This is a genomic window from Saccharothrix sp. CB00851, assembly GCF_001905065.1.
Taxonomy (GTDB): Bacteria; Actinomycetota; Actinomycetes; order Mycobacteriales; family Pseudonocardiaceae; genus Actinosynnema.
Genome location: NZ_LWLC01000003.1, coordinates 82,787 through 97,781 on the forward strand (window position 1 = coordinate 82,787; position 14,995 = coordinate 97,781).

Annotated in this window: 16 protein-coding genes; 6 read left to right on the top strand and 10 right to left on the bottom strand. The window is 71.7% G+C overall.

Features of this window, described 5'->3' with window-relative positions; translation table 11 throughout:
- Positions 1-8: 8 nt before the first annotated feature.
- Positions 9-470, top strand: a complete 462-nt coding sequence (locus A6A25_RS05685; protein ID WP_073886708.1) for an acyl-CoA thioesterase — start codon at positions 9-11, stop codon at positions 468-470.
- Here the strand turns inward: A6A25_RS05685 and A6A25_RS05690 are convergent.
- On the bottom strand, positions 439-1,497 hold the full coding sequence (locus A6A25_RS05690) for a TetR/AcrR family transcriptional regulator (protein ID WP_073886817.1): 1,059 nt from the start codon (positions 1,495-1,497) through the stop codon (positions 439-441). The two genes, A6A25_RS05685 and A6A25_RS05690, sit on opposite strands and share 32 nt — an antisense overlap.
- Before the next feature lie 90 nt (positions 1,498-1,587).
- Here A6A25_RS05690 and A6A25_RS05695 point away from each other — a divergent pair, with 90 nt between their 5' ends.
- On the top strand, positions 1,588-2,763 hold the full coding sequence (locus A6A25_RS05695) for a cytochrome P450 family protein (RefSeq protein ID WP_073886709.1): 1,176 nt from the start codon (positions 1,588-1,590) through the stop codon (positions 2,761-2,763).
- Here A6A25_RS05695 and A6A25_RS05700 read toward each other — a convergent pair.
- Both A6A25_RS05700 and A6A25_RS05705 read right to left on the bottom strand, forming a co-directional pair.
- Positions 2,760-3,251 carry a hypothetical protein gene (locus A6A25_RS05700; protein ID WP_143192974.1) on the bottom strand — a complete coding sequence of 164 codons (492 nt, stop codon included), beginning with the start codon at positions 3,249-3,251 and terminating at the stop codon, positions 2,760-2,762. The genes A6A25_RS05695 and A6A25_RS05700 overlap by 4 nt on opposite strands.
- Positions 3,248-3,730: an AAA family ATPase gene (locus A6A25_RS05705; protein ID WP_143192975.1), complete on the bottom strand. Its 483-nt coding sequence runs from the start codon at positions 3,728-3,730 to the stop codon at positions 3,248-3,250. Before A6A25_RS05705 ends, A6A25_RS05700 begins: the two co-directional genes overlap by 4 nt.
- A 103-nt stretch (positions 3,731-3,833) precedes the next feature.
- Between A6A25_RS05705 and A6A25_RS05710 the strand changes: the two genes are divergently transcribed.
- Entirely contained in the window at positions 3,834-5,132 is a 1,299-nt protein-coding gene (locus A6A25_RS05710; protein WP_073886712.1) for a cytochrome P450, read from the top strand.
- An 82-nt stretch (positions 5,133-5,214) separates the two neighbouring features.
- Here the strand turns inward: A6A25_RS05710 and A6A25_RS05715 are convergent, their stop codons facing one another.
- On the bottom strand, positions 5,215-5,589 hold the full coding sequence (locus tag A6A25_RS05715; RefSeq protein WP_073886713.1) for a winged helix-turn-helix transcriptional regulator: 375 nt from the start codon (positions 5,587-5,589) through the stop codon (positions 5,215-5,217).
- A gap of 96 nt (positions 5,590-5,685) precedes the next feature.
- Here A6A25_RS05715 and A6A25_RS05720 point away from each other — a divergent pair, with 96 nt between their 5' ends.
- Entirely contained in the window at positions 5,686-6,501 is an 816-nt protein-coding gene (locus tag A6A25_RS05720; RefSeq protein WP_073886714.1) for an NAD(P)H-binding protein, read from the top strand.
- 46 nt (positions 6,502-6,547) lie between these two features.
- Here the strand turns inward: A6A25_RS05720 and A6A25_RS05725 are convergent, their stop codons facing one another.
- Positions 6,548-8,023: a peptide MFS transporter gene (locus A6A25_RS05725; protein WP_083668009.1), complete on the bottom strand. Its 1,476-nt coding sequence runs from the start codon at positions 8,021-8,023 to the stop codon at positions 6,548-6,550.
- Positions 8,024-8,204: 181 nt separating this feature from the next.
- Here A6A25_RS05725 and A6A25_RS05730 point away from each other — a divergent pair, with 181 nt between their 5' ends.
- Complete coding sequence (locus A6A25_RS05730) at positions 8,205-8,738, top strand: TIGR03086 family metal-binding protein (protein WP_073886818.1); 534 nt, start codon at positions 8,205-8,207, stop codon at positions 8,736-8,738.
- A 322-nt stretch (positions 8,739-9,060) separates the two neighbouring features.
- Here A6A25_RS05730 and A6A25_RS05735 read toward each other — a convergent pair whose 3' ends face one another.
- The 4 genes from A6A25_RS05735 to A6A25_RS05750 form a co-directional block, all read right to left on the bottom strand.
- Positions 9,061-9,576: a DUF4262 domain-containing protein gene (locus tag A6A25_RS05735; protein ID WP_073886716.1), complete on the bottom strand. Its 516-nt coding sequence runs from the start codon at positions 9,574-9,576 to the stop codon at positions 9,061-9,063.
- A gap of 113 nt (positions 9,577-9,689) precedes the next feature.
- A complete protein-coding gene (locus A6A25_RS05740) occupies positions 9,690-10,439 on the bottom strand; it encodes a YebC/PmpR family DNA-binding transcriptional regulator (protein ID WP_073886717.1) in 750 nt (249 codons plus the stop codon).
- A gap of 18 nt (positions 10,440-10,457) precedes the next feature.
- On the bottom strand, positions 10,458-11,063 hold the full coding sequence (gene pdxT / locus A6A25_RS05745) for a pyridoxal 5'-phosphate synthase glutaminase subunit PdxT (RefSeq protein WP_143192976.1): 606 nt from the start codon (positions 11,061-11,063) through the stop codon (positions 10,458-10,460).
- Between the two features lie 479 nt (positions 11,064-11,542).
- Positions 11,543-12,769: a trans-sulfuration enzyme family protein gene (locus A6A25_RS05750; protein ID WP_073886719.1), complete on the bottom strand. Its 1,227-nt coding sequence runs from the start codon at positions 12,767-12,769 to the stop codon at positions 11,543-11,545.
- Positions 12,770-12,843: 74 nt separating this feature from the next.
- Here A6A25_RS05750 and A6A25_RS05755 point away from each other — a divergent pair, with 74 nt between their 5' ends.
- Positions 12,844-13,317 (top strand): Lrp/AsnC family transcriptional regulator, encoded by a 474-nt coding sequence (locus A6A25_RS05755; RefSeq protein ID WP_073886720.1) that lies wholly within the window; start codon positions 12,844-12,846, stop codon positions 13,315-13,317.
- Between the two features lie 14 nt (positions 13,318-13,331).
- Here A6A25_RS05755 and A6A25_RS05760 read toward each other — a convergent pair whose 3' ends face one another.
- Positions 13,332-14,918, bottom strand: a complete 1,587-nt coding sequence (locus tag A6A25_RS05760) for a M28 family peptidase (RefSeq protein ID WP_073886721.1) — start codon at positions 14,916-14,918, stop codon at positions 13,332-13,334.
- Between the last annotated feature and the right edge of the window lie 77 nt (positions 14,919-14,995).

Genomic DNA, 14,995 nt, shown 5'->3' on the forward strand with positions numbered 1-14,995 from the left:
TCGCCGACATGGCTGACGCCCGACCTGCCCACGTGCACCGGGTGCGGGTGCGCCCGGTCGACTGCGACCGCCAAGGGATCGTGCACGCCTCGCGCTACGCGGTGTTCTTCGAGGCCGCCATGGTGGAGACGCTGCGGTCCCTGCTCGGGTCGTACAAGGAGCTGGAGAAGCACGGCATCGACTTCGTGATGGCCGAGACCTCCATCCGGTACCTCAGCCCGGCCCGGTTCGACGACCTGCTGCGGATCGCGGTGCGGGTGCGGACGCTGGGCACCACCACGTTGACCATGGGCTTCGACGCGGACGTGGACGGCACGCCGGTGGCCACCGGCTGGAACCGGTACGTCTCCTTCGGCACGCCGGAGCTGCGCAGCACCCCGATCCCGGCGGACTTCCGCAAGGTGCTGGAACGCCGCCCGGCCACCACCAGGCCGGCGGCTAGGTCCGCGGCACCCGCGCCCCGGCACTGACCGCGTGACCCGCGCCTGACCCCTCGGCCCGCGCCACCACCCGGCCGCCCTCGACGCGGATCGCGACCTCGGTCTCGTCGCTCACCGACGGCACGCCCGCCGCACCCGCGACCGCGCCGGTGTCGTCGCACACCACCCGCAGCCGGGGCCACGCCTCGACCGGGAACGCCTGCCGCAGGCTCACGCACAGCTGCGCCAACACCAACCGCGCCAACGGCGCCAACTCCCCCGGCGTGCCGGTCACCATCACGAGGGTCACCCGTGCGCCGGCGCGCACCGCTTCCTCCACGGCGGCCAGGCGGTTCAGCCCCAGCACGACCACCACGCCGTCGTCGTCCGGCGTCACCTCCGACCCTCGCACGAGGTCGACGGCGGTCGGCGGCGCCCACGGCCGGTCCTCCCCCACCAGCACGGCCGCGGTGGGCGGTGCCCACCAGTCGTTCAGCTCCAGGCCCGCGAGCTGTTCGCACGCGCTGATCACGTCGAACGGCTCCAGGAAACCGGGCGCGGCGGTGGCCAGCCCGCTCGCGCCGTGCAGCGCGGCGAGCACGACCTCGGCGACGCGGACCATCCGGACCGGCGGCGCGTCGGACGGCGCCACGACCGGGTCGAGCGCTTCCAGCGCGAGGCTGAGCAGCAGTGCGTCCAGCTTCATCAACTGCGTGAACGGACGGCGGGTCGCCTCTTCGGCGGCCACCTCGGGCAGGAGGTCCCGGGCCAGTGCGTCGTGGCTGAGCGACGTCACCCACGCACGGGCCAGCGCGCCGAGCGCTTCGCGCCGGTTCAAGCCGCGTTGCGGGTGCGCCGGCGCGGTCGCCCGTTCCGCCAGGTCGGCCAAGACCGCGAAGTAGAGGGCGCGCTTGCCGGGGAAGTTCGAGTACACCGCGCCCCGGGTCAGCTCGGCGCGCTGCGCGATCGTGTCGACCTTGGCGTCCCGGAAACCGCGTTCGGCGAACTCGGCGCGGGCGGCGTCCAGCACCCGCGCCCGGTTGCGCTCCTGCGCCTCCGCCCTGCTCAGCCGCACCATCACGCTCCCCGTTTGCCAGGCGTCGCGCGGCCAAGATACCGTGACCACTCAGATGATGAGAACATCTGATCTGAACATCCGGAGGATCGCGTGACCGTTCCCGAGATCGACCCCACCAACCCCGAGGTGCTGCTCGACCCGTTCATCGCCTACGGCGAGGCCCGCGAGCGGTGCCCGGTGGCGCGGATGACCGTGCCCGGCATGGGCGACATGTGGGTCCTCACCCGGCACGAGGACGCCAGGGCGATGCTCGGCGACCCGCGCTTCGAGCTGAACGCGAACAGCTTCCAGGGCCTGCCCGGCATCCCCGAGCACTGCAAGCCGTACCTGCGCACGATGTCCGAGATGAACGGTCCCGAGCACCTCCGGCTGCGCAGGCTCGCCGCGCCCGCGTTCACCGCGCGCCGGGCGGAGGAGTTCCGGCCGCGGATCGAGGCGATCGTGGCCGCGCTGCTCGACGCCCTGCCGGACGACGACACCGTCGACCTCCTGGAGCACTTCGCCCGTCCGCTGCCGATGGACGTGATCTGCGAGCTGGTGGGCATCCCGGTCGAGCACCGGCCGCGGTGGCGCGAGTTCGGGGTGGCCGTGGTGAGCGGCTACGGGCCGGGGTTCCTGGCCGCGATCCCGGGTGTGATCGAGGGCGCGATCGAGGCCGTCGAGCTGCGCCGGACCTCACCGGGTGACGACCTGATCTCCCAGCTGCTGCGCGTGCGCGACGAGGACGGCGACCGCTTCACCGAAGCGGAGCTGGTGACCCTGGTGTGGCAGCTGGTGATCGCCGGGCAGACGCCGACCAACCTCATCGTCAACGGTCTCGACGCGCTGCTCACCCACCCCGACCAGCTCGCGGCGCTGCGGGCCGACCCGGACCTGGTGCCGCGCGCGGTGGAGGAGCTGACGCGGTGGGTCGGCCCGCAGCTGCTGACCGTGCCCCGGTTTACGCGGGAAGAGGTGAGCTTCGGCGACGTGGTGATCGACAAGGGCGAGCGGGTGATGACGGCGATCGTGTCGGCCAACCGCGACCCGCGGGTCTACGCCGAGCCGGACCGGCTGGACGTCACGCGCACGCCGTCGACCGGCCACCTCGGCTACTCGCACGGCGCGCACTTCTGCCTCGGCGCCGCGTTCGCGCGGGTGCAGACGCAGGTGGCGCTGTCGGCCGTGCTCGAGCGGTTCCCGGACCTCGCGTCGGCGGAGACGCCGCGGCCGACGCCGGACGGCGGCACGTGGCGCTTGGCGTCACTGGTCGTCCGCCGGCGTTAGGCGCCGAGGTCGGGGAAGAAGCAGTCCAGGATCTCGTCGGCGATCTCCCCGACCTCCCGGCCGCCGGTGTCGACCACGAGGTCGGCGTCCGGCACGACGGTGGGGACGGCCAGGCGGCGCAGGTCTTCCTCGGGCAGGCCGCGGAGGTCGTCGCCGGGGATCGCCGGCCCCTTGCCCGCGCCGCGCAGGAGCAGGCGTGCCACGAGCTCGTCGGGGCCCGCGAACAGCGAGCACACCTTCGCCTCCGGCGGGACGTTCTCAAGCTCGCCGGTGACGACCAGGTGCCGCGCGCCTGCCTCGCGGTAGACGCGTCGGACGGCGTCGAGCCGCCGTCCCTTCGCCGCCACATCCAGCGGCGGTGCGGCGAAGGTGATCTGGGCCAGGTCGACGTAGGCCGTTCTGGTGTGCGCGAAGAGGCGGGTGAACACCTCCCAGCCCACGGTCGACTTGCCGACGGCACGCGGCCCGGTGATCCACAGGACGGTCACGCGGCCCACCTCTCCCGGATCTCCGCGGCGATCTCGGCGGGTGCCCGACCGTCCGTGTCGACGGTGAAGTCGGCGAAGTGGGCGCGTTCCAGCGCGTCGGCGTCGTCGAGCGCCTGGTCGACGTGCTCGGGGAGCCACCCGCGGCCCAGGAAGCGGGCGCGCAGCTCGGCGCGGTTCACCCGCAACCGGCACAGCGTGATGTCCGCGCCGGGCAGGCGATCGGTGTAGAGGCGGGCTTCCTCGGGAGTGTTGAGGAAGCCCGAGACGACGAGCGGCGAGCCCTTGAACTCCGGCCACAACGCGCCTAGCCCGCTCGACTTGATCCGGTGGTTCTCCGGGTCGTCGGCGGTCGCCGGGTAGCACAGGCCCAGCTGGTCGGCGTCGACGTAGGAGCCGCGGTCGAGGAGGCGGTGGAGCCGCCAGCCGACCGTCGACTTGCCGACGCCGGACGGGCCGAGGAGCCAGAGCACGGTGGTCATCGGGCGGGAGCGTAGATGGGCCTGCCCCGGTGCGGCGATCCGTTTTCCGCGACCGGGAACGGCCGTGCTTGAACCTTTCTCGCGTTCGCGCGACCGTGGTGGCATGCCGTCCACGGTGAAGAACGGAACGCTGCTGTTCCTGGGGCGCGCCGTCGTCCGGGCGCAAGCCCTCCTCGGCGATCCCGCCGCCCGGTTGCTCGGGCTCAGCCCGACCCGCGACCCCTACCCGGTGTACGAGTCGGTGCGCCGGCAGGGCGTGCTGGTGAAGACCAGGATGGGCCTGTACCTCACCGCGTCGCACGAGTTGTGCGTGCGGGTGTTGCGCGATCCCGGGTTCGGCCCGCTGCCCGCGGGCGCGCTGTCACCGGTCGACTCGTCGGTCCAGCTCGACGGACGGCGGCTGGTGAACCCGGTCGAGCGGTCGTTCCTGGTGCGCAACCCGCCCGACCACACCCGGCTGCGGCGGCTGGTCGCGCCCTGGTTCACGCCACGCGGGCTGCGCGCGCAGACCGCGACCGTCGAGCGGGTGGTCGAGGAGTACCTGGACGAGGTGGCGGACCGGCGCACGTTCGACCTCGTCGGCGACTTCGCGGCCAGGGTGCCGATCCAGGTGATCGCCGACCTGCTCGGCGTGCCGGGCGCGGACCACGCGACGTTCGCCCGGTGGGGCAGCGCGCTGGTCAACGCGCTCGACGGCGTGCGGGACCTGCGTGAGCTGCGGGCGCTGCAAGCGGCGTTGCGCGAGTTCGAGGCGTTCCTGGACGACCTGATCGCGCACCGGCGGCGGCACCCCGGCGGGGACGATGTCGTGTCCGCGCTGGTGGCGCACGACGACCTGACCCGCGAGGACCTGATCGCCACCACGGAACTGCTGCTGGTGGCCGGTTTCGAGACCACGGTCAACCTGATCGGCAACTCGGTGCTGGCGGTGCTCGGCCACCCCGAGATGCGCGAGCGGTTGCTCGCCGATCCCGGCTACGCCGACGCCGTCGTGGAGGAGACGCTGCGGCACGACCCGCCGGTGCAGTACACGGTGCGGGTCCCGTTCAAGTCGACCGAGGTGGCCGGGATCCGGCTGCCCGGGGGCACGCCGGTCATGCTGGTGCTGGCGGCGGCCAACCGGGACCCGTCGGTGTTCGCCGACCCGCACCGGTTCGACCCCGGCCGTGCGGACGTGCGAGAGCACCTCGCGTTCTCGTCCGGCATCCACTACTGCCTCGGCGCGGGCCTGGCCAGGATGGAGGGCGCGGCGGCACTGCGCGGCCTGTTCCGCCGGTTCCCGGAGCTGAGAGCGGCGGGCCGGGTGCACCGCCGACCGTCGCGGATCATCCGGGGTGCCGCGAAGCTCCCGGTGACCACCGGCGCGAAAAAACAACACCCGATCGTGGAAACCATCAGCTGAGCCTCAGGAATGTGGTGCATGCTGGTACCGCGCGTCGACCCGCCGCACCGCCGCCGCGGCGGGTCGTTGCGCCCTTTCCGCATCAGTGCGGATTCTTGGCGTCGTGCGCGCTACGGGCCCGCTCGACTTTTTCCAGGTTCTCCGCCGACCACTCGGCCAGGTGCGCGAACAACGGGGCGAGGCTGCGCCCGAGTTCGCTGATCTCGTACTCCACCCGGGGCGGCATTTCGGCGTGATAGGTGCGCACGACGAGACCGTCGCGCTCCAACTGCCTCAGCCGCTGGGTCAGCACCTTGGGCGTGATCGTGGTGATGCGCTGAGCCAGCTCGCCGAACCGCTGCCGGCCGTACTCGTTGAGCGCCCACAGGATCGGGGTCGTCCAGCGGCTGAACACCAGGTCCACCACCGGCGCGATGGGACAGGCCAACTCCGGGTCGACCGCTGTGCCACTGGTCACATCAGGCCCCTTCCACGTTACTTACCCCTAGGTACCTACTATATTGAGGAAAGTAGCGTCCCCGTCGTACGAACCACACGACAACGGGGAGCGATCATGATCGTGGTGACGGGTGCGACCGGGAACGTCGGCCGACCGCTGGTGCGGGCGCTGGTCGAGGCGGGCCAGCGGGTGACGACCGTGTCGCGCGGCGCGTCGGGGCAGCCGGGTGTGCGCCACGTGCGGGCGGACCTGACCAAGCCGGAGAGCCTCACGCCCGCGTTCGAGGGCGCCACCGCACTGTTCCTGCTGGCCTCGGGCGACTTCACGGCGAACAACGGCGCCGCGCTGGGTGACGTGCTGGACCTCGCGCGTGGCGTCGAGCGGGTCGTACTGCTGTCCTCACAGGGCGTGGGGACGGGACGGCACTCACCGGACCTCGAAGAGGCTGTCACGCGGTCCGGCCTGGAGTGGACCGTGCTGCGGCCGGGCGGATTCGCGTCGAACAGCTACGCGTGGGCCGGAACGGTCCGGGAGCAGCGGTCGGCGGCGGCGCCGTTCGCCGACGTGGCGCTGCCCGTCATCGACCCGGACGACATCGCCGGGGTCGCCGCGGCGGCGTTGCGCGAGGCGGGTCACGGCGGTCGGACCTACGTGCTGACCGGGCCGGAGGCGATCACGCCGCGGCAGCAGGTCGCGGCGATCGGGGAGGCGGTGGGCGAGCCGGTGCGGTTCGTGGAGCTGAGCCGGGCCGAGGCCAAGGCCGGGATGACGGCGTTCATGCCCGAGGTGATCGCCGACGCCACCCTGGACATCCTCGGCACGCCGACCGCCGACGAGCAGCGGGTGAGCCCGGACGTCGAACGGGTCCTCGGCCGCCCCGCCGGCTCCTTCGCCGACTGGGCGACGCGCAACGCCGCGGTGTTCAAGTGACCTGCTCGGTGAGGGGCGCACGGGGCGCCCCTCACCGAGCGGCACATCAGTCGACGCCTTGCATCAACCGGTGGATGGCCTTCGTGGAGGCGACCAGCGCGACACCGAGGGCGATCGCCACCGCACCCAGCACGCCGAAGTACGCCACCGCGTTCTCGTCGCTGTAGAACCGGACCACGATCGCGCCGACACCCGAGCCGGCCGCCGTGGCGAGGAACCACAGGCCCATGGTCTGCGAGGCGAACGCGCGCGGCGCGAGCTTCGTCGTCACGGACAGGCCAACCGGCGACAGCAGCAGCTCGCCGCACGTCATGACCAGGTACATCAGCACCAGCCACAGGAAGCTGACCCGCACCGACGAGTCACCCTGGCTGGCGACCATCAGCAGCAGGAACGACACGCCCACCAGCAGCAACGCGTAACCGAACTTGCGCGGTGTCGAGGGCTGGCGCTTGGCCAGCCGCACCCACAGCAGCGCGAACAGCGGCGCCACCGCGATGATCATCACCGGGTTGATCGACTGGATGAACGACGGCGGGAACGCCACCCCCAGGAACGAGGTCTCGACCCTGGTGTCGGCGAACGCGGCGATCACCGTCGCGCTCTGCTCGAACAGCAGCCAGAACATCGCCGCCGCGATGAACAGCGGGATGTAGGCGATCACCCGGGACCGCTCCACCGGCGTGGTGCGCGGGCTGCGGATCATCACCGCGAAGTAGCCGACCGGCAGCAGCACCGACAGCAGGCTGATCAGGTTGATCACGCCCTCGGCGCCCAGCACCCCGAGCACGACCAGCGCCGCCACGACGGCGACCACGCCCACCGTCACGGCGACGATCCGGCCGAGCACCCGGCCGCGCTCCTCGGCGGGCAGCGGGAACGGCGGTGTGGCGGCCGCGTCGCCGAGACCTCGCCGGCCGAGCCGGTAGACGACCAGGCCCAGCGCCATGCCGACCGCCGCCGCGCCGAAGCCGAGGTGCCAGTCGTAGGTCTCACCGAGGAACCCGCACACCAGCGGCGCGAGGAAGCCGCCGAGGTTGATGCCCATGTAGAAGATCGTGAAGCCGGAGTCGCGGCGCGGGTCCCGCTGGTCGTACAGGCCGCCGACCACGGTGGAGATGTTCGGCTTGAGCAGGCCGGTGCCCAGCACGATCAGGATCAGGCCGGTGTAGACGCCCGTCACGCCGATCGGCAGCGCCAGCGCGACGTGCCCGAACATGATCAGCACGCCGCCGTAGAACACGGCGCGCTGCCCGCCGAGCACCCGGTCGGCCAGCCAGCCGCCCGCGACGCCGGACATGTAGACCGACGCGCCGTAGATGGCGACCAGCGACAGCGCGAAGCTCTTGTCGAGCCCGAGCCCGCCTTCAGCGGCGGTGCGGTACAGGTAGTAGGCGAGGATCGCCTTCATCCCGTAGTAGGAGAAGCGCTCCCACAGCTCGGTGAAGAACAGCGTCGACAGTCCTCGGGGGTGACCGAAGAAGCCCCGCTGCGGGGTGGAGACGGCGCTCGTGGCGCTCACGTGGATCCTCCTGGGTGTCAACGATGTCACCGTCGGCGTACCGGGTCACGCTACGCCGTACGGGTGTACTGGATGAAATCCCGATACCGCCGAGTGGCCTACTCCACAGCCTCGGGGTGCGGTCCGGTTCAACGTTTGGTGCACTCGTGGAGTGGATCTGATCGAGGCTCACGGACGCGCGATGACGGAGTTCGACTCGCGGGTGCGCCGGGTGCGCCCCGAGCAGTGGGACTGGGACACGCCCTGCAAGGAGTGGTCGGTCCGGGACCTGGTCAACCACCTGGTCCACGAGCAGCTGTGGGCGCCGGAACTGCTGGCGGGCTGCACGGTCGAGCAGGTGGGCGACCGGTTCGACGGCGACCAGCTCGGGACCGACCCGCTGCACTCGTGGGTGCTGGCGGCGGCCGCGGCGCGCGAGGCGTGGATCGCGCCGAAGGCGCTGCTCAAGCCGGTGCACCTGAGCTACGGCAAGGCGACGGCGGTCGAGTACGGCTGGCAGATGACCTCCGACCTGGCCGTGCACGCCTGGGACCTGGCCCGCGCCATCGGGGTGGACGAGCGGATCGACCCCGACCTCGCCGAGGCGGTGCTGGACTACATCGAGCCGAACGCGGAGGCGTGGGCGGCGAGCGGGCTGTTCGACCCGCCGGTGCCGGTGCCCGACGACGCCGACCCGCAGACCAGGCTGATCGCCCTGCTGGGGCGCACGCCGTAGCGGTGGTTCCACGCCGTGGGGAGAGCCCATCGGAAGCCCTCCCCACGGCGCCCATTCCTTGGCACGGGCGGGGCCCCCGTGACCAAGCCTCGTCGCGCGCGCCCCGCCCCGCGCAGCTCCCCCGATTGCACGGGACGGGACGCACCTCCCCCTCGCGGTGTGCGGAGCCCCCGACATCTCCGCACACCGACATTGATAGCCCGCAGGCGTTGTCAGCGGTCGGTGAACCGGTTCCTGACAACATTTCCCGGACAACGACATCGGGCCCCGCCGCGTGGTGCGGCAGGGCCCGAACGGTGTCGAGAGGTGGCTTCCGTGCTGGTCAGGGGCCGTTGACGCCCGGTTCCCAGCTCTCCGGCCTGCCGGTCTCGGTGAGCAGCAGCTGCCAGTCGCCGAAGCCCATCGGGGCGTCGTGGTGCCACGGGAACTTGCCGTCCGCCGTGGGCAGGATGATCTGCACCGCGGCGAAGTCACCCTTGCCGTAGAGCAGGAACGCGCTGCCGAAGAACTCCGGGTAGAAGCCCTTGAACACCCGCTCGAAGGTGACCGGCACGCCGTCGAAGAAGTCGTAGTAGAGCCGGCCGGGCACGAACCGCTCGCCACGCCTGGCCCGGTCGACGTAGGCGCGGATGAGCACCTGCGCGTGCTCGGGCGGCAGACCGAGGACCACCGCCTCGGCGACACCGAACCGGCGCCACGCGCCGACGGAGAACGAGTAGCCGGCGCCTTCGTCGTCCTCGGGCACGGTGACCACGGCGTGGCCGTGCTGCTCGGCCTGGGTCAGCAGCCAGTTGCGCAGGTTGATGTCCTGGACGGACGGCGCGGAGGGGTTCGACACCAGGCCATTGTGCCCGTTGCTCCCGTCAACCCCACATGAGCACCCGGAGGAGACGACGACAGCCCCGCGCCGGAGGCACCGGCACGGGGCTGCGCGAAGCGGTCGGGCGGAGGTCAGCCGACCTCGGCCATCACCTCGTCGGTCACGTCGAAGTTCGCGAAAACGTTCTGCACGTCGTCGCAGTCCTCGAGCGCGTCGATCAGCTTGAAGATCTTCCGCGCGCCCTCGGCCTCCAGCTGCACGGTCACCGACGGCAGGAAGTTCGCCTCGGCCGACTCGTAGTCGTACCCGGCGTCCTGCAGCGCCTTGCGCACCGCGACCAGGTCACCGGCCTCGGACACGACCTCGTAGCTCTCGCCCAGGTCGTTGACCTCCTCGGCGCCCGCGTCGAGCACGGCCATCAGCACGTCGTCCTCGGTCAGGTCACCCTTCGGCACGATCACCACGCCCTTGCGGGTGAACATGTAGGCCACCGAGCCGGGGTCGGCCATGGAACCGCCGTTGCGGGTCATCGCGGTGCGGACCTCGGACGCGGCCCGGTTGCGGTTGTCGGTCAGGCACTCGACCAGCACCGCCACGCCGTTGGGGCCGTAGCCCTCGTACATGATGGTCTGCCAGTCGGCGCCACCCGCCTCCTCGCCGCCGCCGCGCTTGCGGGCGCGTTCGATGTTGTCCAGCGGCACGGAGTTCTTGCGCGCCTTCTGGATGGCGTCGTACAGCGTCGGGTTGCCGTCGGGATCGCTACCGCCGGTGCGGGCCGCCACCTCGATGTTCTTGATCAGCCGCGCGAAGAGCTTGCCGCGCTTGGCGTCGATTGCGGCCTTCTTGTGCTTGGTGGTCGCCCACTTTGAGTGGCCGCTCATTTCTCCTCCGTCGAATGCTCAGCCCGCGGCACGGACCATGTCCACGAAAAGGCGGTGCACCCGCCCGTCACCGGTCAGTTCCGGGTGGAACGAGGTGGCGAGCACGTGCCCCTGCCGAACCGCGACGATCCTACCGGCGGCCTCACCGGCGTCTTCCGTTTCGGGCACCCGGGCGAGTACTTCCACGTCCGATCCCGCCGATTCCACCCACGGCGCGCGGATGAACACCGCGTGCACCTCTCCCACGTCGGTGAAGTCGAGTTCGGCCTCGAAGGAATCGACCTGCCTGCCGAACGCGTTGCGCCGCACCACGATGTCGAGCCCGCCGAGCTGGTGCTGGTCGGGCCGACCGTCCAGGACGCGGTCGGCCAGCAGGATCATCCCCGCGCACGACCCGTAGGCGGGCATGCCCTCCTTGATCCGCGCGCGCAGCGGCTCCAAGAGGTCGAACGTGGCCAACAGCCGGCTGATGGTCGTCGACTCGCCGCCCGGCAGCACCACGCCGTCGACCTCGGCCAGCTCCTCGGGCCGGCGGATCGGGCGGGCGAGCACGTCGGCCTCGGCCAACGCGACGAGGTGCTCACGGACGTCGCCCTGCAGGGCGAGGACACCGACAACGGACACGGCTGGGTTTCCTCCTAGGTGAACTGCCACCAGCCTAGGTGACCGGGCCGGACGGGTGCTCGTGGCACCCGCCCGGCCGTTCGGTCCTCCCGCGACGCGCGAGTCGCGCGCCGCGACCCGTTCGACCGCCTGGTGGGCGACCGAACGACGGGCTCTGGCGGCCCGCCCGCGCCGCGGAGGACGGCACGACGGGCACCGGCGAAACCTGAACGCGCTCAGCCCGACGCGGGCCTGCCTACCGCGTGTCCGTACCGGACGGCGGTGGGCGGCAATGGCGGTCGGCACTGCGGAAAACCGAATCGGGTCACGCCACCTCGGCGTCGTCCAGGATTTCCCGCGCGTTCACCGGCTTCTCGACACGGCCTGAGCGGAAGCGCGCGGTGGCCTGTTGTAGCAGGTCCGGCCCCCGAACAACCCGATTGGGGCACCCGACGGTGGCCGACTCGCGCGCGCTGTGCGCAAACCGTGACGGCGGCACGTTAGTGGCTCGCGACCGGCTCCCGGATATCGCTTGAGGAAGACTTGATGTAACCCTCTTCACAATGCCCGGAAAGGGCCTGGTCGAGGTCGTGCCAAATGTCCTCGACGTCCTCCAGCCCGACGCTGAGCCGCAGCAGGTTGCCGGGCACGCCGGAGGCCTCGCGGGCGGCGCCGGGCACCAGCCGGTGGGTCAGCGCGGCCGGGTGCTCGATCAGCGTGTCGACCGAGCCGAGGCTGACGGCGGGCGTGACGAGTCGGAGCCTGCGCACGACGGCGGTGGGGTCCTCGCGGGTGGTGAACGCGAGCATCGCGCCCGGACCCCGCATCTGGGTGCCGACGAGACCGGCCGGGTCGGCGCCGGGCAGGCTGGGGTGCCGCACCAGGACGGTGCCGCGGTGGGCGTCGAGCCTGGCGGCCAGCTCGACCGCGGTGCGCTGGGCCGCCTCGACGCGCAGCGGCAGCGTGGCCAGGCCGCGGTGCATGAGGTAACCGCCCAGCGGGTGCAGCACGGCACCGGTGATGATCCGGACCTGGCGCAACGGCCCGGCGTGCTCCTCGGCGCAGGCCACCACACCGCCGAGCACGTCACCGTGCCCGCCGAGGTACTTGGTGCCCGAGTGCAGCACGTAGGTCGCGCCGAGCGCCGCGGGGTTCTGCAGCACGGGCGTGGCGAACGTGTTGTCCACCATCAGCGGCACGTCACCCGCCTGCGCGGCCACGGCGGCGAGGTCGATCAGGTCCAGGTTGGGGTTGGCCGGTGTCTCGATGACGACGAGGCCGGTCTGCGGTGTGATCGCGTCGGCGACCCGGTCGGCGGTCGTGTACGTGGTGCGCACGCCGAGCAGGCCGGACGACAGCAGGTGGTCCGTGCCGCCGTAGATCGGGCGCACCGCGACCACGTGCGGCTTGCCGGTGAGCACGCAGGAGGCTTGCACGACGGCGGTCACCGCGGCCATGCCGCTGCCGAACGCCACGGCGGCCGACGTGCCCTCCAGCGCGGCCAGGGCCTGCTCGAACCGGGCCACGGTCGGGTTGTGCAGCCGGGAGTAGACCGGCGAGGCGGGGTGTGCCGCGCCGCCGTCGGCGAAGTGCTGCAGCGCGTGGCCGCCCTCCGCCTGGTCGGGGATCGGGTAGGTGGTGGACAGGTCGATCGGCAGGGCGTGCACGCCCAGGTCGGCGAGGTCGTCGCGCCCACCGTGCACCGCCGTCGTTCGCAACCGGGTCATGCCCGAATCTTGGACTTATCGTCGGTCGGTGCGGGAAACTTCCGCAGGTTCTTCGACGGCGAGAGGGGTTCGGCGTGCTGGATTCGGTGGACGCGGCAATCGTGCAGGAGCTGCAGAAGGACGCTCGGCTGGCCAACAAGGACCTGGCCGACCGGGTCAACGTGGCCGCGTCCACGTGCGTGGTCCGGCACCGGTCGCTGCGTGAGCGCGGCGTGATCACCGGCTACCACGCGGAGGTCGACTTGGCGGCCCTCGGACGCCCGGTGCAGGCGATCATCGCGGTGCGGGTCCGGCCGCACACGAGGGCGATCGTGGAGCCGTTCATGGACTACGTGCTGACGCTGCCCGAGGTGCTGGCGATGTCGCACGTGGCGGGGCCGGAGGACTTCCTGGTGCACGTGGCCGTCGCGGACACCGCGCACCTGCAGCGCCTGGTGCTCGACCGCTTCACGACGCGCCGCGAGGTCAGCGAGGTGCAGACGAACCTGCTGTTCCAGCACGTCCGCAAGCACACCGTGCCGCCCGAGGGTGGGGGCCGTCAGCCGTGACGGCCCCCACGCGCTCACGAGGTGATGCGCACCGAGGACGCACCGTGGGACTTGCCCGGCGAGCGCACCCCGTTCACCGTCGAGGTGTCGAAGGCGAACGTGATGACCGCCGTGGCGATGGCGTCGGAGTTCACGTCCAGCGCGACGGCGTTGACGTTGCCGCGCAGGTCGTAGGCCGCGTCCAGTTGCGCGTACAGCGCGGGGTCGGCACCGTCGTCGACCGGGGTCTGGCTGTCGCACGGCTGGTGGTAGCACGGGTCGAACGCCGCGCCCGCGACGCCGCCGTACCGGGCCGCCTGCGCCTCGGTCTTCACGCCCTCCGCGCCGGTGAACAGGCCGCCGGCCGGGATGCCCACCGCGATGAACGGCCCGTAGTCGGACCGGCCGGAGAACTCGGTGTCCTCCGCCGGCACGCCGCGGTCGGCGTAGAACTTCTCGAACACGTCCTCGATCTCGGCCGAGCCGGGCGGGATGAAGCCGGGCGGTGCCGTGCCGCTGGAGTTGTCACCGTCGTAGACGCCGTTGAAGTAGTTCGGCGAGCCGACCATGTCGAAGTTCAGGTACAGCGCGATCCGGTCCCGTTCGGCCTGCGGCAGGGTGGCGACGTAGTGCTCGGAGCCGAGCAGCCCTTCCTCCTCCGCGCCCCACCACGCGAACCGGACCAGGTTGTTGGTCTTGACCTTGGCCATCTGCACGGCGACTTCGAGCAGCGCGGCGGACCCGGTGCCGTTGTCGTTGATCCCGGCGCCGTCCTGCACGCTGTCGAGGTGCGCGCCCGCCATCACGGTGTTGTCGGCCAGGCCCTCGCGCGACTCGGCGAACACGTTCCACGCGGTGCGCGTGTCGGAGAGGAAGTCGACCTTCACGCGGACGACCTTGGGCGCGTTGGCGGCCAGCGCCTCACCGACCGCGTAGGTGGCGAAGACGACCGGGATGGCGAGGCCGGGTGTGTCGCCGATCGGGGTGGACAGGCCGGTGCGCCCCGGCTGGCCCTCGTTGAACAGGATCACCCCGGACGCGCCCGCGGCCTGCGCGTTCAGCGTCTTCTGGGCGAAGCCGCACGTGCCGCGTTGCAGCAGCGCGATGCCGCCGACCGGGAAGCCGAGGAAGTCCGCCGCCTCGCAGCCGCTGCTGTTGGAGTTCGGCGTCGGGCCGGGCGGGATGACGACGTCCACCGGGTAGGCGGGCGCGGTGGCCTCGCCGAGGAACGTCGGCGTGAAGCCGTTGCGGGTGAAGTCGCGGTCGGCGACGTAGGTGACGGGGGTCGGCAGGAGCTGGTGGAGCTCGGACCTCTCCTCGACGTACGGGAACTGGAACTCCTGCACGGTCGGCTCGTACCCGGCGGTGGTGAGCGTGTCCACGACGTAGTCGACCGACGCCCGGTAGCCGGGCCTGCCCGCGGCCCGGTCGCCGTGGGTGTCGGCGATGGCCTGGAACGCGTCGAGGTGGCGCAGCACCCCGTCGAGCGTGACGGCCTTGGTGAGCTTGGCCGGTGAGTTGTTGGTGGGATCGGCGACGGCGGGGCCGCCCGCGAGCAGTGGTGCGGTCAGCACGAGCGCCGCGGTGACGGCGATCCGCCTGCGGCGGTGACGGAACGTCATGGCTTGCCTCCTGATGTGACAGACGCCACTAATGGGGTCGCCTGGACGTGGGTCACCCGTTACACCGATCGGCCCAG

What these genes read in the sequence shown, in the direction of transcription:
- A6A25_RS05685 (WP_073886708.1), top strand. Translation starts at nt 9, where the DNA reads ATGGCTGACGCCCGACCTGCCCACGTGCACCGGGTGCGGGTGCGCCCG.
- A6A25_RS05705 (WP_143192975.1), bottom strand. Translation starts at nt 3,730, where the DNA reads ATGACCACCGTGCTCTGGCTCCTCGGCCCGTCCGGCGTCGGCAAGTCG.
- A6A25_RS05740 (WP_073886717.1), bottom strand. Translation starts at nt 10,439, where the DNA reads ATGAGCGGCCACTCAAAGTGGGCGACCACCAAGCACAAGAAGGCCGCA.
- A6A25_RS05760 (WP_073886721.1), bottom strand. Translation starts at nt 14,918, where the DNA reads ATGACGTTCCGTCACCGCCGCAGGCGGATCGCCGTCACCGCGGCGCTC.
- A6A25_RS05750 (WP_073886719.1), bottom strand. Translation starts at nt 12,769, where the DNA reads ATGACCCGGTTGCGAACGACGGCGGTGCACGGTGGGCGCGACGACCTC.
- A6A25_RS05730 (WP_073886818.1), top strand. Translation starts at nt 8,205, where the DNA reads ATGACGGAGTTCGACTCGCGGGTGCGCCGGGTGCGCCCCGAGCAGTGG.
- A6A25_RS05720 (WP_073886714.1), top strand. Translation starts at nt 5,686, where the DNA reads ATGATCGTGGTGACGGGTGCGACCGGGAACGTCGGCCGACCGCTGGTG.
- A6A25_RS05710 (WP_073886712.1), top strand. Translation starts at nt 3,834, where the DNA reads ATGCCGTCCACGGTGAAGAACGGAACGCTGCTGTTCCTGGGGCGCGCC.
- A6A25_RS05690 (WP_073886817.1), bottom strand. Translation starts at nt 1,497, where the DNA reads ATGGTGCGGCTGAGCAGGGCGGAGGCGCAGGAGCGCAACCGGGCGCGG.